The sequence below is a fragment of the Methylomonas montana genome (genome assembly GCF_030490285.1).
Lineage (GTDB): Bacteria > Pseudomonadota > Gammaproteobacteria > Methylococcales > Methylomonadaceae > Methylomonas > Methylomonas montana.
The window spans coordinates 2898733-2923784 of the sequence record NZ_CP129884.1; the positions used below are offsets into that span (position 1 = coordinate 2898733).

Annotated in this window: 19 protein-coding genes; 13 read left to right on the forward strand and 6 right to left on the reverse strand. The window is 54.9% G+C overall.

The features are described from left to right. Nucleotides 1-96 precede the first annotated feature (96 nt). Nucleotides 97-2220, forward strand: coding sequence for a hypothetical protein (locus QZJ86_RS13330; RefSeq protein WP_301670913.1), 2124 nt, complete (start codon nt 97-99; stop codon nt 2218-2220). Nucleotides 2221-2435: 215 nt separating this feature from the next. Here the strand turns inward: QZJ86_RS13330 and QZJ86_RS13335 are convergent, their stop codons facing one another. The 6 genes from QZJ86_RS13335 to tusD all read right to left on the reverse strand — a co-directional run bounded on the left by QZJ86_RS13335 (nt 2436) and on the right by tusD (nt 6392). Continuing rightward, nucleotides 2436-3113: a hypothetical protein gene (locus tag QZJ86_RS13335; protein WP_301670914.1), complete on the reverse strand. Its 678-nt coding sequence runs from the start codon at nt 3111-3113 to the stop codon at nt 2436-2438. A gap of 68 nt (nt 3114-3181) precedes the next feature. Continuing rightward, nucleotides 3182-3922, reverse strand: a complete 741-nt coding sequence (locus QZJ86_RS13340; RefSeq protein WP_301670915.1) for a type III pantothenate kinase — start codon at nt 3920-3922, stop codon at nt 3182-3184. After that, a complete protein-coding gene (gene birA / locus QZJ86_RS13345) occupies nt 3919-4911 on the reverse strand; it encodes a bifunctional biotin--[acetyl-CoA-carboxylase] ligase/biotin operon repressor BirA (RefSeq protein ID WP_301670916.1) in 993 nt (330 codons plus the stop codon). The genes QZJ86_RS13340 and birA overlap by 4 nt, the downstream gene beginning before the upstream one ends. Before the next feature lie 51 nt (nt 4912-4962). Continuing rightward, entirely contained in the window at nt 4963-5547 is a 585-nt protein-coding gene (locus tag QZJ86_RS13350) for a PilZ domain-containing protein (protein WP_301670917.1), read from the reverse strand. A 91-nt stretch (nt 5548-5638) separates the two neighbouring features. Beyond that, nucleotides 5639-5995, reverse strand: a complete 357-nt coding sequence (tusC, locus tag QZJ86_RS13355) for a sulfurtransferase complex subunit TusC (protein WP_301670918.1) — start codon at nt 5993-5995, stop codon at nt 5639-5641. Nucleotides 5996-6002: 7 nt separating this feature from the next. After that, nucleotides 6003-6392, reverse strand: a complete 390-nt coding sequence (gene tusD / locus QZJ86_RS13360; RefSeq protein WP_301670919.1) for a sulfurtransferase complex subunit TusD — start codon at nt 6390-6392, stop codon at nt 6003-6005. A gap of 129 nt (nt 6393-6521) precedes the next feature. On the opposite strand from tusD, the gene QZJ86_RS13365 reads away from it, so the two are divergent. The 12 genes from QZJ86_RS13365 (at nt 6522) to QZJ86_RS13420 (ending at nt 25039) form a co-directional block, all read left to right on the forward strand. Then, on the forward strand, nt 6522-7973 hold the full coding sequence (locus QZJ86_RS13365) for a M48 family metalloprotease (protein WP_301670920.1): 1452 nt from the start codon (nt 6522-6524) through the stop codon (nt 7971-7973). A 118-nt stretch (nt 7974-8091) separates the two neighbouring features. Further along, complete coding sequence (locus QZJ86_RS13370; RefSeq protein ID WP_301670921.1) at nt 8092-9039, forward strand: IS1595 family transposase; 948 nt, start codon at nt 8092-8094, stop codon at nt 9037-9039. Nucleotides 9040-9490: 451 nt separating this feature from the next. Continuing rightward, nucleotides 9491-9730, forward strand: coding sequence for a DNA-directed RNA polymerase subunit omega (gene rpoZ, locus QZJ86_RS13375; RefSeq protein ID WP_301670922.1), 240 nt, complete (start codon nt 9491-9493; stop codon nt 9728-9730). A 5-nt stretch (nt 9731-9735) separates the two neighbouring features. Beyond that, complete coding sequence (locus QZJ86_RS13380; RefSeq protein WP_301670923.1) at nt 9736-11919, forward strand: RelA/SpoT family protein; 2184 nt, start codon at nt 9736-9738, stop codon at nt 11917-11919. Between the two features lie 2 nt (nt 11920-11921). Then, complete coding sequence (locus QZJ86_RS13385) at nt 11922-12317, forward strand: RidA family protein (RefSeq protein ID WP_301670924.1); 396 nt, start codon at nt 11922-11924, stop codon at nt 12315-12317. 65 nt (nt 12318-12382) lie between these two features. Continuing rightward, complete coding sequence (recG, locus tag QZJ86_RS13390; protein ID WP_301670925.1) at nt 12383-14482, forward strand: ATP-dependent DNA helicase RecG; 2100 nt, start codon at nt 12383-12385, stop codon at nt 14480-14482. Between the two features lie 3 nt (nt 14483-14485). Then, a complete protein-coding gene (locus tag QZJ86_RS13395; RefSeq protein WP_301670926.1) occupies nt 14486-15043 on the forward strand; it encodes a chorismate--pyruvate lyase family protein in 558 nt (185 codons plus the stop codon). 298 nt (nt 15044-15341) lie between these two features. Continuing rightward, the gene (locus QZJ86_RS13400; RefSeq protein WP_301670927.1) at nt 15342-15986 is read left to right on the forward strand and encodes a CerR family C-terminal domain-containing protein; all 645 of its coding nucleotides are present in this window, start codon (nt 15342-15344) and stop codon (nt 15984-15986) included. Between the two features lie 11 nt (nt 15987-15997). Further along, nucleotides 15998-17272, forward strand: coding sequence for an MdtA/MuxA family multidrug efflux RND transporter periplasmic adaptor subunit (locus tag QZJ86_RS13405; protein ID WP_301670928.1), 1275 nt, complete (start codon nt 15998-16000; stop codon nt 17270-17272). Nucleotides 17273-17274: 2 nt separating this feature from the next. Beyond that, entirely contained in the window at nt 17275-20409 is a 3135-nt protein-coding gene (locus QZJ86_RS13410) for an MdtB/MuxB family multidrug efflux RND transporter permease subunit (protein ID WP_301670929.1), read from the forward strand. Beyond that, nucleotides 20409-23537: a multidrug efflux RND transporter permease subunit gene (locus QZJ86_RS13415; protein ID WP_301670930.1), complete on the forward strand. Its 3129-nt coding sequence runs from the start codon at nt 20409-20411 to the stop codon at nt 23535-23537. The genes QZJ86_RS13410 and QZJ86_RS13415 overlap by 1 nt, the downstream gene beginning before the upstream one ends. A 17-nt stretch (nt 23538-23554) precedes the next feature. Then, on the forward strand, nt 23555-25039 hold the full coding sequence (locus QZJ86_RS13420; RefSeq protein WP_301670931.1) for an efflux transporter outer membrane subunit: 1485 nt from the start codon (nt 23555-23557) through the stop codon (nt 25037-25039). Nucleotides 25040-25052: the final 13 nt, after the last annotated feature.

Below are 25052 nucleotides of genomic sequence, written 5' to 3' on the forward strand. Positions count from 1 at the left end.
TTGCCATGATCAGAAACATCCGGAGCTGTGTTTTCTGTCAAATCCCACCGTTGTCCGCCGCATCCGCCTTACTTCGTACAACACAGGATGATAAGAATGAAAAAACACATAAAACTCTCTATGGCGTTTGCCGTGCTAACGCTCGGATATGTATTGACGCCACGGCCAGAAGCTCCTTTCACCGGCCACGGTAACGTCGATACCTTAAGCAGTCTCTACAACCGTTGGAAAACCAGTCACGAGCAACAGGGCAATATTGAAACGCTACGCATTGCGTTAACTTACTCTAAAGCTCAGTCTAAGGACCTGACTAGTGCAAGCGGCGTGGCCTTGCTGAATTTGGTCAGCGGCCAGTTACAAGTCGCCGTCAATGGCTTATCCGATGCGGAGCAACACGATGTCTGGCTGCTAGACAATCACAAAACGGCTAACGCCGATAGCGCCATCAAAATCGGCCGCTTGTCGGCAAATCATAGGCTGATCACGCAGCTGGATGCCGACCGTTTGAACGGTTTCGCGATAGATGGCATCGCCATTGCCACCGCCAACCAGACACCGCAATCCGGCGGCCTATTGTTTGGTTCGCCAAGCCTTTTGCAACGCCTCTATTACACCGAACGCTATTGGCCCACCGCCAATTTGGGCACAGCCAAGGCCGAAGTCGGCCAACCTCAGCCGGCACGAGCGCCATTCGAGTTTCTGTTACCGAAAACGGCGCAAGCCTCGGCTGGCGAATCCAACGATCGACTGACTCGATTGATTGCCCGTGGTCAGCAGATTTTTACCGAGGAAACCTTTGCCGGCAATGGCCGCACTTGCGCGACCTGTCACCGCCCGGACAACAATCACACCATCGATCCAAACTACATTGCCAAATTACCCAAAACCGATCCGCTGTTTGTCGCCGAAACCCGTCCCGAGCTGGCCGATCTTGAAAAGCCAGCCTTGCTCAGGCAGTTTGGCCTGTTCATAGCCAACATCGACGGTTTCGACAGGCCGCCCGTGATGCGTAGCGCCTCCCATTTGCTGGGTATCGCCAATACCTTGACCTTCGAAACAGCGGTTAACCCAGGCTATGGGAACGGCGAATTTAGCCAGGACAACGATTATTTCAACGCCCACGACGCCGAGGCGCAACAGTCCGGCACCCACACCCAAGCCATCGGCTGGTCCAGTGATGGCGCGCCTGACGGCGGATCGCTTAGGGATTTCGCCAAGGGCGCCATCAAACAACATATGCCGAAAACCCTGGTACGAGCGGAGAACATCGATTTCAGATTACCGACCGAAGACGAACTAGATGCGCTGGAAGCCTATATGTTATCGCTGGGGCGCAGTAGCGAGATCAATCTGGCGAATATGTATTTCAAATCGCCGCTGGTCCAAAACGGCTTGTTGTTGTTTAACACCAAGAACAATCCGAAACTGGGCGACGGCAGTGTGGTGTATGGTACGACCGCCAACTGTAACGGTTGCCATTCCAATGCCGGCGGCATCAGTTCCACCACCAACGCCAATCCCACCCGCGACACCGGTGTCGAGCGAATGCGCGATCAACTGCATCATTTAGCCGATCCCAATGTCGCCTACGACGGCGGTTTTGGTCAACAGTTGCAGACCGATTGCGGCCCCAATTTTGACCAGACCTGCTACAGCGACGGTAGTCAAGCCCCCAGCGGCACAACGACTCGCCCGAGCGATCATCACGGCTTGAATCGTTTCAACACACCGTCTTTGATTGAAGCGGCCGATACCGCGCCCTACTTCCACAACAACAGCGTAACCACGCTTGAGGAAACCGTCGCCTATTACAATACCGATGCGTTCAACGCTTCGCCGGGTGCGTATACCTCCAGCAAGGCTAACCGCCAAGGCAAACTGGATTCGTCGCAAGTCATTGCCGTGGCCATGTTCCTACGCTCGATCAATGTGTTGGAAAACATCCGCAGTTCCAATCTATTGGATCAGAAAGCGATCGCGCTCAACGGCGAACAGAGCATTAGATCCTTGAAGCTGGCCATCGCCGATACCCAAGATGCCATCGACGTGTTGCAGGAGGCGGTTATCAATCCTTATCCCGATGCATTGGAAAAGTTGCAACAAGCGCTTTATCTTGAAAACCAGGCCGCTAACAGATTCAATCCACGCCGAGGCACTTTAATGCGCAAAGCGATGGCGCTCAAAAGTCAGGCCCGCGACTTGATCGTCAGCGGCGGTTAACCGAACTCTCAAGACAAGCAATTCTGTTGCCCACTTAACAAAGCCCGTTTCCCCCGATCAGCGCGGGCAACGGGCTTTGTATTTTGGACCGGTAACAGATACCCCCTTCAATCAAAACCAATCGCGATACCGTCGGCATCCAAATTCATCGTTGAAGACCAAATATGCAGTCCGTATTGTGATGATGTATTTTCCAGCAGTCATAAAAAAGCCGGTTAGCGCGTTTCGCAATCGGCAAGTGGCAAGCGGACATAGGAAATATTCCGAGCAGCAGCGCTCTGAGGCTGCATAAATCGAATGAATAATGCCGACCGAGTCTTGGTTCTCTGCCTAATTTCGGCCATTACACCGCGCTCCGCCAACTGGGCTTTAAATACGATTGCCCGCTGCTTATCACTAAAAACGCCTAGCGACAATGCCCCTTTGACCTCGCCGTCCATTACCGTCCAGATATCGGTAAATCCTTTGGCTTTTAACATCATTTTATTGATACGCGCTTGCTCGGCGTCTTTCGCCGCTGGGTAATAAACCTGAAAATCGGCGGACATGGCCAACTCTTTTGAAACGACCTCGAAAGCCTTTATATGCTCAGCGTTGCTCCAACGCCGCGCATCGGCTTGATCGACAAACGGTCCGGCTTCGTAACAATTATTTCTCTCGGCTTGCTGCTCGGTTGCAGCTGTCGGCTTAGGAGCCGGCTGACCTTTCATGATAAAAGCGTTGCCCTGTGGCGCCGTCAAACGTTGAAATATGTCTGTCACTTGCTGAGCTTGTAATTCAGCAAGCTGCCGATCCTGATGCGCCGAAATTTCTGCGCCGCGCCGCGCCGTATCTCGTTCGCTGACTAATAATAACGAAGGTAGGCTGCTTGGCAACTCAACGGGTGGAGTCAATCCCCCCGCATGGAATTCCCAGAAAAAAAATAGAATATTAAGCAGACAAACGACAAAAAACAGGGACTTCATGAGGCATTTTCGTTTCGGCAATAATTAAGCAGGCCTTTAAAGACCAATTGACTATCGACGATAGAGGGGACGGCCAATTGCCCGGCGACCCTTTCTGCGTCGCCACCGCTCAAAATCAGTCGATAGGGTTTGGATTGTCTGCGCAACACCGCTTCCACCATACCTACCGCCGCCAATAAAGTGCCGTTGTCGATAGCCGCTTCGGTGGCGGTCGCCAGACTTGTAGCGGATTGTTTTTCGCTAAACGGCAGCGCCGCGGTATTTTGCGCCAAGGCCTTTTTCATCAACAATAAACCCGAACTGATCAGCCCACCCAAGTGCCGTCCATCCGCCTCGATAAAGTCGATGGTGATAGCGGTGCCGCAATCGACGATACAGCTGCATCCGGGATAATAACGATGCGCAGCCAGTAGCGCCAACCAGCGATCCACTCCCAGTTTTTCCGGTCGGCAATAGGCGTTGATGACACCAAAGGCCTGCGCTTCGGCCAGCGGCACGATGATTTCGATTGCCGGCCAGAGCTGTTTAGCCAGTTGTACAATAGCCGCGGCTACTTGCTGCCCCGCTACCGTCGCGATTGCCAGTTGCCGTGGCCTATCGATACCGGACCAGATCTGCCGCAATAGTTCGATAAAATCCGCTGCTCTATAGTCGACAAATTCAGTGTGGTGAATGACATCAGCGTCGGCAATCGCCCATTTCAGACGCGAATTTCCGATATCGACCAGTAAAATCATGACGGCCTGAAACTGACTTCGCCGGACGCAAAAGCGCGAACCTGACCATCTGCCTGTGCCAATAGCAATAAACCCTGCTCATCGATTCCCAACACGGTACCATGATAAGCCTGCTCGGCCATAAAAATGCTGACCTGTTTTCCTTGCATGCAATCGTAACCGCGCCATTCCTCGATATAACCGCTTAAGGTTCGCGACTCAAATTCGGCAATCACCGGCAACAGTTGATTCAATAAAGCCGCGACGATTTGGTTGCGTTGGCAATGCATGGCATTTGCCAAAATGCCATGCAAATCCACCCAATCCTGCTCGATACCTTGCGCCTGATGCTCGGGCATGTAGATATTCAAACCCAAGCCCATCACCGCATGACAGGGCCCGCTGCTTTCGCCGGACACTTCGATTAAAATGCCGGCTAATTTGCGCTGCCGCCAATAAATATCGTTCGGCCATTTCAGCCCGACTTCCGCGATGCCTAAGCCCCGTAAGGCGCGCACCACCGCGACACCCATCGCCAAACTCAGCCCGGCAATAGCCGCCGGCCCACCCTGGAACCGCCATAAAATCGATAGGTAAACATTGTGTCCGAACGGCGAAACCCACTGCCGCCCACGCCTGCCTTTCCCGGCTGTCTGTTGTTCGGCCAGACAAACCAGGCCGCTTTCGCCGCCGCGTTGGGCTTGTTCAAGTAAATGAGTGTTGGTGGAATGAATTTGGTCGTGAATTTCCAGCTGTTTGAACAATTGCCTCGTCTGCGCCTCAAGATGCTGATCGATTTTCTGTTTCTCCAGCAATTGCAAAGGTCTTGGCAAGCGGTAACCTTTGCCTGATACTGCCGAGAGTTCGATGCCCAGCTCCGCCAAGACCTGTTGTTGTTTCCAGACCGCCGAACGGCTAATCCCGAGCGTTTGCGCCAACTCGGTGCCGGAATGAAACCGACCGTCTGCCAATAGCGATAACAGTTGTTTAAGCTTGGGCGAAATCAACATCCACGCATGATCCGGTTACCACCCATTAACGTAGAGAACCACAAATCGAGATCAGCTTTCGTTTTTAACGCGCAATTGCTGTAATTGTTTCTTGATGACATGTTTGATCAGCAATTCCCTGTCGTCGTCTGTAAGATTGATATATTCCACGCAAATGGCGAACGGCCGCTGCGGATTGTCTGCCGAAATGTCCTTGCATTGCACCACCCGCGCATAAGCAACGATCACCGCCATGCAGGACGTCAACAGCATGCGTAATTCCAGCAGTTCCCCTTCGTCAAGGGCCTCCTCGTTGCTAAAGGCCAAACCGGTGGCACTGAGACTGACTTCGCGGGTATCGTGTTCGGAAAATTGTTCGCTCTGGGCGTTGATCGCCTGCGCAATCAGATTGATCTTGGTGTCGATGATTTTAAGATACTCGAACATTTCCGGATCCCGTCGCTCCAGGCGCGGCGATAACATTCGGGCCTCTTGCGTCAACACCTCCAGCGCGGCCGTTAGCGAACAATTACCCAATACATCTTTGGAAACATGACTCAACTCACTAACGTCTTTTTTATCGATGACTTTATGCAGCAGATTGATGGTGTCATTAACCCGAAAATAGCGCCTTTTTTCTTCAATTTCATCCGCCATGGCGTGCTTGTCCTCAGTTTATTGGGTAAGGTTAAAATTTCCGAACTTGAGATTTTAGCCTATGCGGCCTCAATTCAGGTAATGGGTCGTATCAATCCGGGATAAGCACATCGTATCCGGCTATCAGGCGGTTAACTTCCCGGCGCGCGACACTCACCACCGGCAAGATCAAATCATCGACATCCAGGCCTCTAGCCTGCAAAGACTCCCGCTCCACGTATAAATCGTTGACATCGTAGATTGCCAGAGCCTTAAATATCGCCGCGCTATCCTTCAACGCCAACTCGCTCGGTTGCTGATGTTTTTTCAATTGCCAGACACCATCGTCGGCAAACAGCAACGCCACTTTCTGATCGAAGGCAGCTGCGGTCAAAATCGCATCCAGGGTTTCCTGAAGCTGGCTACCGTCATGAGGTAAACGGCGCATCACAAACAAATACTGTTTCATAAGGCAATCAACCGAACACGATGCAACGATCAGCCAGCAAGGTCGCCTCCAGCCATTGCCCCAAACCGGCTATCCGAAATCCAGGCGCTACATCGTCGTCCTGTTTGCCCTGCCGCCTGGCCTCGTCGAGACAGAGCAAGCCGCGACGTTGAGCCGCCGAGATACACACCACCAGATCCAGTCCGTGCTGCGCCGCTAACAGCGACCAATTCCGGCTGATCTGCAACTCATCGTCCGGCGGACTGGCGTAGCGAAAGGCGTGATAAACCCCCTCCTTGTAGAAAAACACCCGCAAAACCTGGTGTTCCGCCTGTAATAAGGCCTGCACAAACCGATAGGCATTGAGGCCGGCATTGCTGGCATAAGGACTGGCATTAACTTGTACGGCGTATTTCATCGCACGGTAAAATGTATTAATTGAACTAAAGATTCGCCGCATTTTAATACGTGCAAACCTCGCATGCCCGTTTTTGCCGCGAGTTGCTTCGCAATTGAACCAATTTTGCAGCCCCCTGTCCCAGTTTCCATGAAATTTAAGCCCCTCATTTTCAGCCTTGGCCTAACCGTATTCTCTGCACCACAGCACGCGGTGGAAATCGAAAAAATCCAACTGCCTGAGATGGGTGACTCCGCCGGGGCCATCATTTCACCGATTCAAGAAAAAGAATTCGGCGAAGCATTTTTCCGTAATTTGCATCAGCAAACCGAGATCAATCAGGATGTGGAGGTTCAGCAGTACATTCAAACCATAGGCAGACAATTGGCCGCCCATAGCGACACGCCGTCCAACCCCTTCCATTTTTTTGTGGTAATGGACTCCAACATCAACGCCTTTGCCGGCCCCGGTGGTTATATTGGCGTCAACTCCGGCTTGATTTTATTGACGGAAGCGGAAAGCGAATTGGCATCGGTCATGGCTCACGAGATTGCTCACGTCACCCAACGGCATCTGTATCGATCCATCGAAAAAGCCAGCAAAATGTCGATTCCGACCGTCGCGGCCACCTTGGCGGCCATTTTGATCGGCACCCAATCGCCCAACATGGGCCAAGCCGCCTTGATGGCGATTCAAGCCGGCAATATTCAATTTCAAATCGACTTTACTCGCGATCACGAAAAAGAAGCCGATCGGGTGGGCATGCAAACCTTGGCCGGAGCCAATTACGACCCGCGCAGCATGCCGACTTTTTTCGAACGACTGCAACAATCGACCCGTTATTACGGCAAAGGCGTACCGGAATTTTTAAGAACTCACCCGGTATCGGAAAACCGCGTCGCCGATACCCGCGGCCGCGCCGAGATCTATCCTTATCGACAATACCCTGACTCCTTGGCCTATTTGCTCACCAAGGCTAAACTCACCGCCATGTCCGCCCAAGACAAGCGGACCGCGATGCAGCATTTCACCACCTTGGAAATGCAAGGCACACCGGAGCAAAGAGCAGTGGCTCGTTACGGCATAGGTTTGATCCATCTGGAAAACCAGCAATACCCCACCGCCAGCGAAATCTTTCAAAAACTGACCGAACAATATCCGGAGCAACCGCAATATATTGCCGCATTGGCTCGCACCGCGATGGACGCCCACGAATACGAGAAATCCGGTAAATTATTCGAAAAAGCCATCAATAAATTTCCCAACAACGACGCCATCAAAATCGAATACACCCGCAGTCTGGTCAAGAACGCACAACCGCAACGCGCGAAACAAGTGCTGCAAAGCTTGTCCGACAGCCAAAAAGATCAACCGTTTTATTACGAATTGCTGGCGCAGATTTTTGCCGATCTGAAACAACCCGGCGAATCGCATCGCTACATGGCCGAATACTATTACACCAGCGGCGACACCGAATCGGCGATCATGCAAATCAGGCTGGCAAAACAAGAAAGCGATTTAAGTTTTCAGTTGCAAGCCATCCTCAACGAACGGCTAAATTTTTTCCTTAGCGAAGAAGAAGCCCGTAGATTGGAGCGTTAAATTCAAGCATTAGAAATCACTTATAATTTATAAGCTTTCCTGATTACCCACGACCCTCAGCAACTTACGAGCATCCTGCTAGTCCAATGAAAGCTATGAACTGACAGGAGATCGTGGCATGAAAAAGAATCCGATCCAATTTCAAAAAGGCTTTAGCCTGACGGATTTCATGAATCGCTACGGTACTGAAAGCCAGTGTGCCGCAGGGCTATTTCAGGCGCGATGGCCATCCGGGTTTCAATGCCCAGGCTGCGGTCGCCGCCGCTATAGCGTGATCAAGACTCGCAATTTGTATCAGTGCACGACGTGCCATCACCAAACCTCGTTGATCAGCGGTACGCTGTTCGAACAAACCAAGTTGCCGCTCACCGTGTGGTTTCTGGCGATTCATCTGCTGACTCAAGCCAAAACCAGTTTGTCGGCTTTAGCCTTGAAGCGGCAAATCGGCGTTTCCTACAACACCGCCTGGAGCCTCAAGCACAAGATCATGCAGGCAATGAAAGAGCGCGATGATCGCAAACCGCTGACCGGCATTATTCAACTCGATGACGTTTACTGGGGCGGCGAGCATCGGGGTGGCAAACGCGGGCGAGGTTCGGAAAACAAGACGCCTTTTGTCGCGGCGGTGGCGCTGAACAAGGAACACCATCCTATCGCGATGAACTTGAATGTCGTCAAAGGCTTCCGCAACAGCGAAATCAAGCGCTGGGCCGGCCATCATCTTCAGCCGGGTAGTCTGGTGTACTCGGACGGCTTAGCTTGCTTTTCCGCCGTGCTCGATCACGGTTGTCACCATTACTCCATTGTCACCGGCGGTGGTCCTGACAGCGTGACGAAAGAAGAATTCGCCTGGGTCAATACCATGATCGGTAACGTGAAGCGCTCCATCAATGGCACTTACCATGCCATTCAGTCCAAGCATTTACCCCGCTATCTGGCCGAGTTTTGTTATCGTTTTAATCGCAGATTCGATCTGCAAACCATAATGCCGCGGTTTCTCATCGCTGCGGCTAATTCTCCACCCATGCCGGGCCGTTTGCTCAAATTAGCTGAGGCTTATGGGTAATCAGGTAAGCTTTTGTTTAAAAAAATCAATTTCGGGACGAAACTATTTCTTGGCGAAAAAGCGGTTTTTTTGTTGGACACCCGGATTTTTTTAAAATAAACTTCGCCCACCTTTTACGGAGTGCATTCGATCTGCAAAGATCGTATCTTTATGAGGGGGAGGAAAGCGGCCTGTAATAAAGGCTGATAATAACAACAATAAAATAGTAACTGCTTGACTAAACTGCCCTAGGCAGGCGTCCAACATTAAAACAATAATAATTACAACAAACAGGACGGGCCCGCTTCATGCGGGCTTTTTATTGCCCGCCATTTTTGCCGTCACCGGCAAGCAAGATAAAGGCCCGATTGGCCTAAGTCTGCCATTTATCTTATAATTCAACCTTCTTCGCTTGAGACTGTCTCAGTGAATCAAGCTTAGTTCCCCCGAAAACTCAGATAAGGCTTTAATCATGGCACGCGTTACCGTTGAAGATTGTTTAGAAAATGTGGAAAACCGTTTCAAATTGGTTTTACTCGCCAGTAAAAGAGCACGCCAACTGGAAAAAGGCGCCGACGAATTCATACCGCGCGGCAAGGACAAAGATACTGTGCTGGCGCTACGGGAAATAGCGGCGGGCTTCGTTAATGAAGAAAACATTGACCGTCTGCATCGCTCCGGATACGTTTCGGAAACCCATCTGGAGCTCTAACCCTCATGCCCGAGATAGCTGTCAAACCAGCCGCCGCACTGCCCGCCATCGAGCATCCTGAAGAGAAGCTTCTTCATCAGCTCTGCGATATTCTGCGCAGCTATCTCGACCAAGAACAAATCAACGACGTGGTCCGTGCCTACCACTTTGGCGCGGCCGCACATTCCGGACAATTTCGCCGTAGCGGCGAAGCCTATATTTGCCATCCAGTATCGGTCGCGATCACGCTAGCCAGCATGCATATGGATAGCCACGGGATCATGGCTGCCATTCTGCACGACGTGATCGAAGACACGCCGGTCAGCAAGGAGCAAATGGCAGAACAATTCGGCATGGAAGTCGCGGAATTGGTCGATGGCGTCACCAAACTTTCCAAAATCGACAGCCGCTCCCGCGCCGAGGCGCAAGCGGAAAATGTCAGAAAAATGTTTCTGGCGATGGCGCAAGACCTAAGAGTCATCGTCGTTAAACTGGCCGACCGTCTGCACAATATGCAGACCATGGGCAATATGCCGGTCGATAAAAAACGCCGCATCGCCAAGGAAACCTTGGAAATTTATGCCCCCATCGCCAACCGTTTGGGCATGAATGACGTCCGGCATCAACTGGAATCGCTGGGTTTCAAGGCGCTCTACCCCAACCGATTCACGGTCATCAATAACGCCGTGAAAAAATCGCGCGGTAACCGCAAGGAAATCATCGACACGATTCAGAATGCCATCCAAAACCGGTTAAAGGAAACCGGACTGGACGGCACCGTCGCCGGCCGGGAAAAAAACATTGCCAGCATTTATCAAAAAATGCTCAGCAAGAAAATTTCTTTTTCCGATGTCTTCGATGTCTACGCCTTCCGGATTTACTGCGGACAAGTCGACGACTGCTACCGGGCGCTGGGCTGCGTGCATAATTTGTACAAACCTATCCCTGGCCGCTTCAAGGATTACATCGCGCTGCCCAAGGCCAACGGTTACCAGTCGCTGCACACGATATTGATCGGCCCTTACGGCGTACCCATCGAAATCCAGATTCGTACCCACGAAATGCACCGCTTGTCGGAGTCGGGTATCGCCGCGCATTGGCTTTACAAATCCGATAAAGATAAGAGCGAAACGATACAGGCGCGCGCCAACGAATGGCTGCGCGATTTACTGGAAATCCAGAAATCCGCCGGCGATTCCTTGGAGTTTATCGACAACCTGAAAGTCGATCTTTTCCCGCAGGAAGTCTTCGTCTTTACCCCCAAGGGCAAGATCATCAAGCTGCCGCGCGGCGCCACCATCGTCGATTTTGCCTACATGGTGCATACCGATGTCGGCAACGCCTGCATCTCGGCGCGGATCGACAAAAAACTGGTGCCACTGCAAACCAAACTGGAAAACGGCATGACCGTGGAAGTGATCACCGCCACCTGGGCCCGCCCCAATCCGCTGTGGTTGAATTACGTGACTACTGCCAAGGCCCGCAGCTGTATCCGCGCTTATCTGAAGAACTTCAACCAACAAGAAGCCATCAATCTCGGCCGCCGCTTGCTGGAAAAAGAACTACAAAGCCTGAACATCCAACTGGAAAACGTCGACAACACCCGCATCATTCAAGTGCTGCAAGTGTTGAAAAAACACTCGCTGAACGAATTGCTGGAAGACATCGGTTTGGGCAACCGGATGCCGTTCCTGGTGGCCAAGCGCATCAGCCAGACCGACGTCAACGCCGCCGTCAAATTGGACGACAACGAACCCAGTCATAAAACCCCTTTGATCATTAAAGGCACCGAAGGCATCGTCGTCAGCCTGGCCAAATGCTGCCGGCCGATACCGGGCGACCCTATCATCGGCTTCTTCAATCCCGGCAAGGGCATCGTCGTTCACCATCACGAATGCCGTAACAGCAATGACGTCAGAAAAAAACAGACCACTTGGCTGGACGTGGAATGGAGCCCGGAAGCCAGCGGCGAATTTCCGGCCGAAATCCGCATCGAACTGCTCAATCAGCGCGGTTCGTTGGCCACCATCGCCTCGGCCATTTCCAGCCTGGACTCCAATATCGAGAACATCACCGTGGTCAGTCAGGACGACCGGGTTTCCGTGGATTTGCTGACATTGGCGGTGAAAGACCGCGTGCATCTAGCCAGCATCATCCGTAGACTGAAAAAACTCTCCATCGTTTTAAAAATCACCCGCATCAAGGCCTAATCATGAGCAAGGAAATCATCTCGACGCCACTGGCGCCGCAAGCCATCGGCACCTATTCGCAAGCCGTTAAAGTGGACAACACCGTTTATCTGTCCGGGCAAATTGCGCTGGATCCTGAAACCATGCAAGTCGTCGACGGCAACATCAGCGTACAAATCCGCCGGGTATTCGATAACCTGAAAGCGGTAGCGGAAGCCGCCGGCGGCAGCTTTAGCGACATCGTCAAACTCAATGTGTTTCTGACCGATTTGAGCAACTTCCCTATCGTCAACGAAATCATGGCCGAATATTTCAGCCAGCCCTACCCGGCCCGCGCCGCGGTCGGCGTCGCCGCACTCCCCAAAGCCGTTGGTGTGGAAATGGACGCCATCATGGTCATTCAAAGCGAATATTACTGATACCGTGGTAGGGGCGAATTCGTTCGCCCCGAAACTGACGCGCGATACGATTGAGCGCCCCTACCATGTCCGCCTCGATAAACCATTCCGCACCGCACACGCTACCGGTTACCGCATTGACCGGTATCGGTTCGCAATCCGCCGCTCGCCTGGAAAAACTCGGCATCCATACCGTTCAGGATTTACTGTTTCATCTGCCCTTGCGCTACCAGGACCGCAGCCGCATCGTGCCAATTGCCGAATTACTGCCGGGCATGACTACCTTAGTCTGCGGCACCGTGGAATTTACTGACAGTATCCAACGCGGTCGCCCCAGCGTGGTTTGCCGAATTGCCGACGCCAGCGGTACGCTTTCGCTACGTTTTTTCCATTTCTCGGTGCAACAAAGCCAACAGCTCAAACCCGGCACCCTCCTCGGCTGTTTCGGCGAGATTCGCTACGGCTATCAAGGCCTGGAAATGGTACATCCGGAATATAAAATCGTCGCCTGCGCCGAACAACTGTTGGAAACCACGCTGACGCCGGTCTACCCGCTCACCGAAGGCGTGTCGCAATCCATATTAAGAAAGGCCATCAAACAAGCCGTGGCGCTATGCCTTCAAAGCGATAGCGCCATCGCCGACTGGCTACCGCACGGCTTGCTGCAACAATATCGATATCCGTCGTTGACAGACGCGCTGCAAACCCTGCACAACCCGCCGCCGCATTTATCCGCCGACATCATCAGTGGTGGCAGCCTGCCTGCCTTGAAACGTTTGGTGTTCGAGGAATTTCTGGCCCACCATTTGGCGCTGCTGCAAGGCAAGCTGGCGTATAAAAGCTGGCAAGCGCCGGTTTTTCAACTGAACGATACGGTCAAACAAGCCTTTATCGAGCACTTGCCGTTTCGGCTAACCGGCGCACAACAACGGGTGATCGCCGAAATCGAAAACGATTGCCGCCAGCCGCAACCCATGCTGCGTCTGGTGCAAGGCGATGTCGGCTCCGGTAAGACTGTGGTCGCGGCGCTGGCCGCGTTAATGGCACTCAACGCCGGGTTTCAGGTCGCGATAATGGCCCCCACCGAATTGCTGGCTGAGCAACATTTTCGAAATTTCAGCACTTGGTTCGCCGATACCGCCACCCAGGTCGTATTTCTGACCGGTCAGTTAAAAGGCAAGGCCAGACAGACTACCTTACAAGCGCTAGCGGACGGCACGGCCGGCATCGTCATCGGCACCCACGCCTTGTTTCAGGACAGCGTCTATTTTCATAAGCTGGGCCTGATCGTCATCGACGAACAACACCGCTTCGGCGTCCATCAGCGTTTGGCCTTGCGCGAAAAAGGCCAGCACGGCGGCCTGAGACCGCATCAATTGATCATGACCGCCACACCGATTCCACGCACCTTGGCGATGTTGCAATATTCCGATCTGGACATATCCATCATCGACGAACTGCCGCCCGGCCGTAAGCCGGTCGTCACCAGCGTGATATCCTCCGAACGCCGCCAGGATGTGATCGGCCGCATCGAGCACTGGGTTGCTCAGCAGCGCCAAGCTTATTGGGTCTGCACCTTGATCGAGGAATCCGAAGTATTGCAGTGCGAGGCTGCCGAAAAAACCGCCGAGTATCTAACCGAGACTTTGCCAACGGTACGGATTGGCTTAGTCCATGGCCGGATGAAAGCCGCCGAAAAAGATGCCGTGATGCAGGCTTTTAAAAACCGCGATTGCGATTTGCTGGTCGCCACTACGGTGATCGAAGTCGGCGTCGACGTGCCCAACGCCGGCCTGATGATCATCGAAAATCCCGAACGCCTGGGACTATCGCAACTGCACCAGTTGCGCGGCCGGGTCGGTCGCGGCAACCAAGACAGCTATTGCCTGCTGCTGTACCAATCGCCGCTGTCGCAAGCCGGTAAACAACGGCTGGCAATACTCAAGGAAAGCAACGACGGTTTCGTGATCGCCGAAAAAGACCTGGAACTGCGCGGCCCCGGCGAAGTGATGGGTACCCGCCAGACCGGACAAATCCAATTCAAAATCGCCGACCTGGAACGCGACAGCGACCTGCTGGAGCTGATCCCGTCGGCCGCGCAACTGATCCATCAACAACATCCCGACGCCATTCAACCGCTGATCCAGCGCTGGATCGGCCATAGCCGCCATTACGCCGAGGTTTAAGCCTTGCCCGACAAAAGTTTTTTATTCAGCCGTCCGCCGATTTGGAAAAGCCATGAGCAGAGCAGCCAACGGCAATTACCCGCAGAGCTGCAATCGTGGCTCAACGAAACCGGATCGCTGACCAAGCGCTTGCGCGGCATTTACGGCAAACAGTTCGGCGTTAAAGTGTTATTTCATCGCTGGAAACCGGCCTTTATCGACGAATGCCGCTTATTGAAGCTGCAGCCGGCCCGCTATCAATTGATCCGCGAAGTGTTGCTGCACGCCAACGGCCTGCCGCTGGTGCTGGCCCGCACCGTGCTGCCGGAACCGACCATAGAAATCGCCCACCGCAACCTGTCGCATCTAGGCAGTCGGCCGCTGGGTGAAGTAATTTTCGCCTACCCGGATCTGGAACTCCGCCATCGCCAGTTCAGTTGCGCGGAAACCGCCATCTGGTCGCCGCGTCTGCAAGCCTCTGTCGGCGTCGATCAAAGCATCTGGGGACGCCGCACCGTCTACGCGATCCACAACCAGCCTTTGCTGGTAGCGGAATTTTTCCTACCGTTCAAGTCAGCTTGAACCGTCAAAAACACAAACTATAGTGGTCCCGCAAATTCCAGATAGAGATGCTTGCCATCCTGACTGAATAAAATTCTCACCCGCATAAGTTCGCTCGGCGACATCTCGCCCGTGCCTCCACACCAACACCTGCTGACCAGTCACTGCTGAATTTCAAGCAATTATTGACGCCATTCAAAAAAACCTTAACAAAAACAGACCGCTAAGTTTGGTACAAAGTTTGCTTTATCTAATGCAGATTTGAATTAGCAATTTCAATTTCCAAACACAAACCACTAGCCAGTTTCCAAGCCCAAGCATGACGGACCCTCAAATCAAGCCGGAAAAGACCCGCGATCGACTGTTAGTCGCGGCCTGCCGCATCTTTGCCGAAAAGGGTTTTCAGGACGCGACGATCGCCGAGATTTGCGAGCAAGCCAAAACCAATATCGCTTCGGTCAATTATCATTTTCGCGATAAGGAAACCCTATACCTGGAATCCTGGCGTTTTGCGTTTAATCAGGAGTTGGCCCAGCATCCGCCAGACGGCGGCGTTGAAAATGATGCCCCCGCCGAACAGCGCCTGGCCGGCCGAATTAAATCCATGATCGGCCGCGTGGCCGATGACGATTCCTATTCGTTTGCGATTATTCATAAGGAAATGGCCCAGCCTACCCGGCTGCTGGCCGACATTCTGGAAAAGGAAATCAACCCGCAGCGCCTGCAAATGTTTGGCTTGTTAAAAGAATGTCTGGGGCACGCCGCCAGCGAGCAGCAGATTCAATACTGCCATGCCAGCATCATGGGCCAATGTTTTCAACTGCTGCGCTTAAAACAAATGCAATCGGCCCGGCCGCGTCGGGCTCATCCTAGCGATCTGAGCGACATCAATGCTTTTGCCGAACACGTCGTGCAATTTTCGCTGGCCGGCATTCAAGCCATCCGCTCCCAAACCCTAAATTAATAAACGTCCGCATGAGTCAACATCAACGCCCAGAATTACCGCCCTCCCCAACCAGGCGCCGAAGTTATGCCCTACCCGGTACGCTAATGGCGCTGGCGATTACCGCCGCCGGCTTTTATTTCCAGCATTCCGCGGCGGCCCCTGACGACGGCAAGTTCAAGCGCGGTGGCGGCAAATTCGGCCATGACGACTTCGACGCCCCGAGCGCTGTCGCTATCGAAACGGTCAGCAAAACCGATTTCCCGGTATATCTGAATGGCTTGGGTACTGTCACCGCATTGCGCACCGTCACCGTCAAACCCAGGGTAGACGGTGAACTGGTAAAAGTGGCGTTCAGCGAAGGCCAGATGGTCAAGGAAGGCGACCTACTCGCTGAGATCGATCCGCGGCCGTTTCAGGTGCAATTGCAACAAGCAGAAGGCCAGTTGCTACGCGACGAAGCGATGCTGAAAAACGCAGAACTGGACCACGCCCGTTATCAAACGCTGCTGGAACAGGATTCGATAGCCGCTCAGCAAACCGTGACCCAGGAATCGCAAGTCAAACAATATCGCGGCAGCGTGGAAATGGACAAGGCGCAGGTCAATAACGCCAAACTGCAGCTCAGTTATACCCGCCTGACCGCGCCGATTGCCGGCCAAGTGGGCTTGCGGCAAATCGACCAGGGCAATATGGTCCATGCCAGCGACGCCAACGGCGTCGTGGTGATTACCCAGTTGCAGCCCATCAGCGTGGTGTTCACGCTGCCGGAAGACAAGGTGCAAGCAGTGATCCAACGTTGGCGTTCCAACGAACCGGTCAACATTGCCGCTTACGACCGGGCCGGCAAAACCAAACTGGCCGAAGGTAAGTTGCTGGCGCTGGATAATCAAATCGACTCCAGCACCGGCACACTAAAATTAAAGGCACAGTTCGACAATAAAGAACGCAGCTTGTTTGCCAATCAATTCGTCAACATCCAGATGCATCTGGATACCTTGCATGGCGTCACCCAGGTATCCAGCGCCGCCATTCAACACGACACTCAGGGCGCATTTGTTTACGTGGTCAGCCCGGAAAAAACCGTGCAGATGCGCCGAGTCAGCTTAGGGCCAACCGAAGCCGACAAAGTGGTCGTGCTGGACAATCTCGCCGCCAACGAAACCGTGGTGGTCGACGGCGCCGACCGGTTGCGCGAAGGCGCTCAGGTCGATATCGCCGAAAAAGACGGCCAGGCGGTAGCGGCCAGTCCGGAAGCGCTAAGCAAAACGGAAGGCCAATTCCGTAAACGCGGCCGCCGTTCCTGAACATGACCACGCCTCAGTCGTCGCAATCCCAGTTCAATCCTTCCCGGCTATTCATCCTGCGGCCGGTCGCCACTTCCTTGTTGATGGTGGCCTTGCTGCTGGTCGGCATATTGGCTTACCGGCTGCTGCCGGTTTCGGCCTTGCCGCAAGTCGATTATCCGACCATTCAGGTGGTGACCTTATATCCCGGCGCCAGCCCGGACGTAATGACTTCGGTGATCACCGCGCCGCTGGAACGCCAGTTCGGCCAGATGCCTGGGCTCAGCCAGATGTCCTCGACCAGTTCCGGCGGGGCTTCGGTGATTACCCTACAATTCAATCTGAATCTGAACCTGGATATTGCCGAACAAACCGTGCAGGCAGCGATCAATGCCGCAACCAATTTCCTGCCGGACGATTTGCCGCAAGCGCCGATTTACAGCAAAGTCAATCCCGCCGACACGCCGATCATGACGCTGGCGGTCAGCTCCAAAGCCTTGCCGTTGTTCAAGATCGAGGACATGGTCGATACCCGGCTGGCGCAGAAAATCTCCCAGTTGCCGGGCGTGGGCATGGTCAGCATCAGTGGCGGCCAACGGCCGGCAGTGCGGATTCAGGCCAATCATAAAGCCCTGGCCGCCTACGGCATGAGCCTGGAAGACCTGCGCAGCGCCATCGCCGCCGCCAACGTCAACCAGCCCAAAGGCATGTTCAACGGCCCACAACGCTCGGCGATCATCGACAGCAACGACCAGTTACGCTCTGCGACGGAATACCGGGACTTGGTGGTGGCTTACCGCAATAACGCGCCGGTACGGCTGTCGGAAGTGGCGGACGTGGTGGACGGCGCGGAAAACGTGCGACTGGCGGCTTGGGCCAATGATAATGCGGCGGTGATCGTCAACATCCAGCGCCAACCCGGCGCCAACGTCATCGAGGTAGTGGATAGGATTCAGGAACTGCTGCCCAAATTGCAGGCCACGCTGCCGCTCAGTATCGAGGTGCTGCCATTGACCGACCGTACCGTGACGATACGCGCTTCGGTACACGACGTGCAGTTCGAACTGCTGCTGGCGGTGGCCTTGGTCGTCATGGTGATTTTCCTGTTTCTGCGCAATGTGCCGGCCACCATCATTCCCGGCGTTGCGGTGCCCTTGTCCTTGGTCGGCACCTTCGCGGTGATGTATCTGGCCGAATTCAGCATCAACAACCTGACCTTGATGGCGCTGACCATTGCCACCGGCTTCGTGGTCGACGACGCCATCGTGGTGATCGAAAACATCAGCCGTTACATCGAACGCGGTGAATCGCCGTTAAAAGCCGCGCTGAAAGGCTCGGAACAGATCGGCTTTACCATCATCTCGCTGACAGTATCGCTGGTGGCGGTGTTGATCCCGCTATTGTTCATGAGCGATGTGGTCGGCCGGCTGTTTCGAGAGTTTGCCATCACCTTGGCGGTGGCGATTTTGATTTCCGCCATCGTCTCGCTGACCTTGACGCCGATGATGTGCGCCAAGCTGCTGCATCAAGGCGTGGAGCATGACCAACACCCTGGCAACGGCTGGTTCGACAAACTGATCGCCGGCTACGGTCGTACACTGGAATGGGTACTGAAGCGACAAGTGCTGACCATGCTGGCCTTCTTCGCTACCGTGGCCTTGACCGTTGCGTTGTATATCTTCATCCCCAAGGGTTTTTTCCCGCAGCAGGACACCGGCATCATCCAGGGTTTTTCCGAAGCGCCGCAAAACGTCTCGTTCTCGGCGATGGCCGAATACCAACAACAGCTGGCCAAATTGATTCTGGAAGACCCGGCGGTGGATAGCCTGTCGTCGTTTATCGGCGTGGACGGCATCAACACTACCCCTAACGCCGGCCGCTTCCTGATCAATCTTAAACCGCATGCCGAGCGCGGCGTCAGCGCCGACGAGGTGATCGCCCGCCTGAAGCCTAAATTCGCCGATCTGGCCGGCATTCGGCTGTACTTGCAACCGGTACAAGATTTGACCATGGAAAACCGAGTCAGCCGTACTCAATACCAATTGACCCTGGAGAGCGTAGACCTGGACCAACTCAACAGCTGGACGCATAAACTGGTAGAGCAACTGACCGGCCAGCCCGAGTTTGCCGAAGTCGCCAGCGATGTGCAGGATCAGGGCCAACAAGTGTATGTCAATATCGACCGCAGCACCGCCAGCCGGCTGGGCGTCAGCACCGCCGCGATCGACAACGCGCTGTACAGCGCTTACGGGCAACGGCTGGTCTCGACTATTTTCACCCAGGCCAACCAATATCGGGTGGTGTTAGAGATAGATCCGGACGCACAAAGCTCGCCGCAAGCACTGAACGATTTGCGTGTGCCGTCCAGTAACGGCAGCCAAGTGCCTTTATCGGCGCTGGCCGAATTATCCGAACGGCCGGCCGCGCTATCCATCAATCATCTCGATCAATTTCCGGTCGCCACGCTGTCGTTTAACCTGGCGCCGGGCGTAGCACTGGGCGACGCGGTGAATGCCATCGAACGCGCCAAGCAGGACATCGGCTTGCCACCCAGCATCCGCACCAGCTATCAGGGCGCCGCGCAGGCGTTTAAAGCCTCGCTGGACAATACCTTGTGGCTGATTCTGGCGGCCATCGTCACCGTCTATATCGTGCTGGGCGTGCTGTACGAGAGCTATATTCACCCCTTGACCATTCTCTCCACCCTGCCCTCGGCCGGCGTCGGCGCCTTGTTGGCGCTGCTGGTGTCCGGCGGCGATTTGGGCATCATCGGCATTATCGGCATCATTTTGTTGATCGGCATCGTCAAAAAGAACGCCATCATGATGATCGACTTTGCGCTGGAAGCCGAGCGTAAACAAGGCATGCCGCCGCGCGAGGCGATTTTCCAGGCCTGCTTGCTACGCTTCCGGCCGATTCTGATGACCACGCTGGCCGCTTTGCTGGGCGCGCTGCCCTTGATGCTGGGTAACGGCGTCGGCTCTGAATTGCGCCACCCCCTGGGCATCACCATGGTTGGCGGTTTATTGGTCAGCCAATTGCTGACCCTATACACCACGCCCGTGATCTATTTATGGATGGACAGCCTGGCCCGGCGGGCATCGGGCTGGCTAAAGCTTAATCCCACGGAAGCGTCCGAAAGCGACGGGAGTGTGTGATGAATCTGTCGGCGCTGTTCATTTATCGGCCGGTGGCGACCATGTTGTTGACCATCGCTATCGCACTGGTCGGCACCCTGGCTTACTTGAACTTGCCGGTATCCTCGCTGCCGCAGGTGGATTTTCCGACCATTTCCGTGCAGGCCCAATTGCCCGGCGCCAGCGCCGAAACCATGGCCGCCACGGTGGCTACGCCATTGGAAAGAGCCTTGGGCCGCATCGCCGGCGTCACCGAAATGACCTCCAGCAGCTCGCAAGGCAATACCCGGATTACCCTGCAATTTGATCTGGATCGAGACATTTACGGTGCCGGCCGCGATGTGCAAGCGGCGATCAATGCCGCCACCAGCATGTTGCCGACCAACATGCCCAACCGGCCCAGTTACCGCCGCTTCAACCCTTCCGAATCGCCCATTCTGATCCTGGCGCTGACTTCGGAAAGCCTGGATCGCGGCCAGATGTACGATGTTGCCTCCACCATCCTGGCGCAAAAAATCGCCCAAGTGCCCGGCATAGGCCAGGTGCAGATCGGCGGCGCCTCGCTACCGGCGGTGCGGGTGGAACTGAATCCCAACGCCTTAACCAAATACGGCATCGGCCTGGAAGATGTCCGAAATACCATCACCCAAACCAATATCACCCGCCCGAAAGGATTGATGGAAAGCGGCGGCGAACGCTGGCAGATTCAAGCCAACGACGAGGCCCGCAAGGCCGAGGACTATCTGCCGCTAATCGTCAGTTACCGCAACGGCGCCGCCGTCAGAATTTCCGACCTGGGCAATGCGGTCGATTCGGTGGAAGATTTACGCAACACCGGCCTGAAAAACGGCAAACCCTCGGTGTTGCTGATTCTGACCAAACAGCCCACCGCCAATGTCATCGAAACCGTCGATCAGGTCAAGGCGCTATTACCGGAGCTGCGCGCCGCCATCCCCAGCACGATAGATCTGTCGGTGGCGGTGGATCGATCCCTGACCATACGCGCTTCGATCGCCGAAGTCGAGCACAGCCTGTTCATCGCCATCGTGCTGGTCATTTTGGTGGTGCTGGTGTTTTTGCGAAATATACGCTCGACCTTGATCCCGATCATCGTGGTACCGGTTTCGCTGATCGGCTCCTGCGCGGCAATGTATTTACTGAACTACAGCCTGAACAATCTGACCTTGATGGCACTGACCATCGCCACCGGCTTTGTGGTCGACGACGCCATCGTGGTATTGGAAAACGCCAGCCGCCACATCGAAAAAGGCGTGAAACCCTTCAAGGCTGCGTTAATGGCGTCCAGGGAAGTCGGTTTTACCGTACTGGCGATGAGCGTATCGCTGGTAGCGGTATTTTTGCCAATTCTGCTGATGGGCGGCGTCGCCGGCCGGCTGTTCCGGGAGTTTTCGATGACGCTGGCCACCGCGGTAGCGGTGTCTTTATTAATCTCATTGACCGTCACGCCGATGCTGTGCGCGCGCTTGCTGGGCAAGGAAAATGCGGCCGAGCATGGCCGGATTTATCGGGGCATAGGCTCAGCCTTCGACTGGCTGCAAGATCGCTACGAACAGACCTTACGCTGGGCATTGCGGCATAGCCGGATCATGCTGCTGATCTTGCTGGGCACCATAGGCTTGAATTTTTATCTGTACGCAGTGATCGACAAAGGCTTCTTCCCCACCCAGGATGGCGGCCGCTTGGTAGGCGGCATCCAAACCGACCAAGGCACCTCGTTCTGGTCATTGCAGAAAAAGCTGTTTCAATTTTCCGAGCTGGTGCAAAAAGATCCGGCGGTCAGCACCGTGGTCGGTTTCGCCGGCGCCCAACAGCGCAGCAATAGCGCCGATGTATTCGTGGTACTAAAACCGCATAGCGAGCGCGAACCGATAGACGTGGTTCAAGATCGCCTGCGCGCCACGCTAAACCGCATCCCCGGCGCCAAATTGCATATGTTCCCCGCCCAGGAACTCAGGATCGGTGGCCGCCCCTCGTTTGGTTCCTTCGATTATGCGCTGCAATCCGACGATCTGGATTTGTTGCGGGAATGGACACCGAAAGTGGCAGCCGCATTATCCAAACTGCCGGAACTCAGCGACGTCAACGGCGACCAACAGGACAAGGGCCAGCAGATCGGCCTGGTGGTGGATAGAGCCATGGCGGCACGTTACGGCGTCAGCCAGGCGATGATCGATGCCAGCCTCAACGACGCCTTCGGCCAACGCCAGGTATCGGTGATCTACAATCCGCTCAACCAATACCGGGTAGTGATGGAACTGGCGCCTGAATATTGGCAAAGTCCGGAAGCCTTAAAACAGGTTTATATCAGCGTACCCAGCCAGCGTTTGCCCAGCGGCGAGGAAGCCCCGGCTCGGCAGATACCGTTGTCGGCGCTGGCCAGTTTTGCGCCCACCAATACTCCGCTGACCATCAATCATCAAGGCCAGTTCGCCGCCAACACCATTTCCTTCAATCTGAATCCCGGCGTCTCGTTATCGGACGCTACGCGTTTAATCGAAGAAACCATGCGCGAGATCGGCGTGCCGGTGGCGGTGCAAGGCAGCTTCCAAGGCTCGGCTAAAGCCTTTCAGGATCAGATGCGTAATCAACCCTGGCTGATTTTGGCCGCGCTGTTGAGTATTTACATCGTGCTGGGCGTGCTTTACGAAAGTTTCGTGCATCCCTTGACCATCCTCTCCACCCTGCCCTCCGCCGGAGTCGGTGCGCTGCTGGCGCTGATGGCTTGCGGCACCGAGTTCAGCATCATTGCCTTGATCGGCGTGATTTTGCTGATCGGCATCGTCAAGAAAAACGCGATCATGATGATAGACTTTGCCTTGCAGGCCGAGCGCGAGCAAGGCCTGGATTCGCGCGAGGCGATTTTTCAGGCTTGTCTGCTACGCTTCCGGCCCATCATGATGACCACATTGGCCGCGTTGTTCGGCGCACTACCGCTGGCGCTGGGTACGGGCTATGGCGCGGAATTGCGTCAACCGCTGGGGATTTCCATCGTCGGCGGCCTGATCTTTAGCCAGATGCTGACGCTGTATACTACCCCGGTGGTGTATCTTTACCTGGATCGTTTCCGGCTGTGGTGTCATGGCCGTTTTTTTAACCGCGCCGCTTCCCGAGCGCGCAAACCTGCCTGAGTTTCACCGAGATTTACATGAGTTTTCGTCTTAAGCACGCTCCGATTTATGCCTTATTCGCCGCCCAATTGACCGGTTGCATGGTCGGCCCGGATTATGCTCGTCCGCAAGCCAGCTCAGTGCCCGCCGAGTTCAAGGAACTCGAGGGCTGGAAGCAGGCTCAACCCAGAGACAAGGGATTGCCGGGCAAATGGTGGGAAATATTCAACGATCCCAGATTGAACGCACTGGAAGAACAGGTCGCCGGCGCCAATCAATCCATCATCCAGGCCGAGGCTCAATACCGGCAAGCCCAGCATTTGGTGCAATCCGCGCAATCGTCCTTGCTGCCGGTTGCCACGCTGACCGGCACCTTCAACCGCTTCAGAGCCGCCACCGGTCAGAACGTCGCGGTAGGCGGGGTGCGGAACTTGTTCGGCCAGGCGGTCAATGTAGCCTGGGAACCGGATTTATGGGGTAGCGTCCGCCGCCAACTGGAAGCCAATACCGACAACGCCCAGGCCAGCGCCGCGACGCTGCACGGCCTGATATTGTCCAGTCAGACGACCTTGGCCGACAATTACTTTCAACTAAAGGTGCTGGACGCGCAAAAGACCTTACTGGACGAAACGGTGGCCGCTTACAGCAAAACCCTGGAAATCACCAAGAACCGCTACGCGGTGGGCGTGGTCGCCAAGGCCGATGTGGTGCAAGCCGAAACCCAGCAGGAAACGGTGCGCGCGCAGTCCATCGATCTGGGCGTGCAGCGCGCCAAGCTGGAACACGCGATTGCGGTGCTGATCGGCAAATCGCCGGCCGAATTATCGTTGGCACCAACCTCTTTAGATGTGCAAGCGCCGGGGATTCCGGTCAGCCTGCCTTCTGAACTGTTGGAACGCCGTCCCGACATCGCCGCCGCCGAACGCAAAATCGCCGCCGCCAACGCCCAGATCGGCGTCGCCAAGGCGGCTTATTACCCGACCTTGAATCTGGCCTCGACCAACGGCTTTCAGTCGCCTACCGCCGACACGCTGTTCACGATGGCGCGCCGCTATTGGTCCTTGGGACCGGCCGGCCTGGCGCTGACATTATTCGACGGCGGCGCCAAGAACGCTCAGTACAAACAGGCTGTCGACGCTTACGACGCCACGGTCGCCGCTTATCGTCAAACCGTGCTGACCGGCTTTCAGGAAGTGGAAGACAATCTGGCCGCGCTGCGTATCCTGGACGAAGAAAAACAGGTGCAGGATAAAGCCGTCGCCGCTGCTAACCAGGCGCTGGCGTTAACCAACAATCAATATCAGGCCGGCACCGTCAGTTACATCAACGTAATGACGGCCCAAGCCGCCGCGTTGTCCAACCGCCAAACCGCCGTGCAACTGCAAGGCCAGCAACTTAGCGCATCGGTGCTATTGGTAAAAGCCTTGGGCGGCGGCTGGAACGAAACCTTGCTGCCTAGCGAAGATGAAGCCGGCGGCGAACGGAAATGGACGGATTATTTGATTTTGCCGCTAGCAGAGTAATCCTTGTAAACCC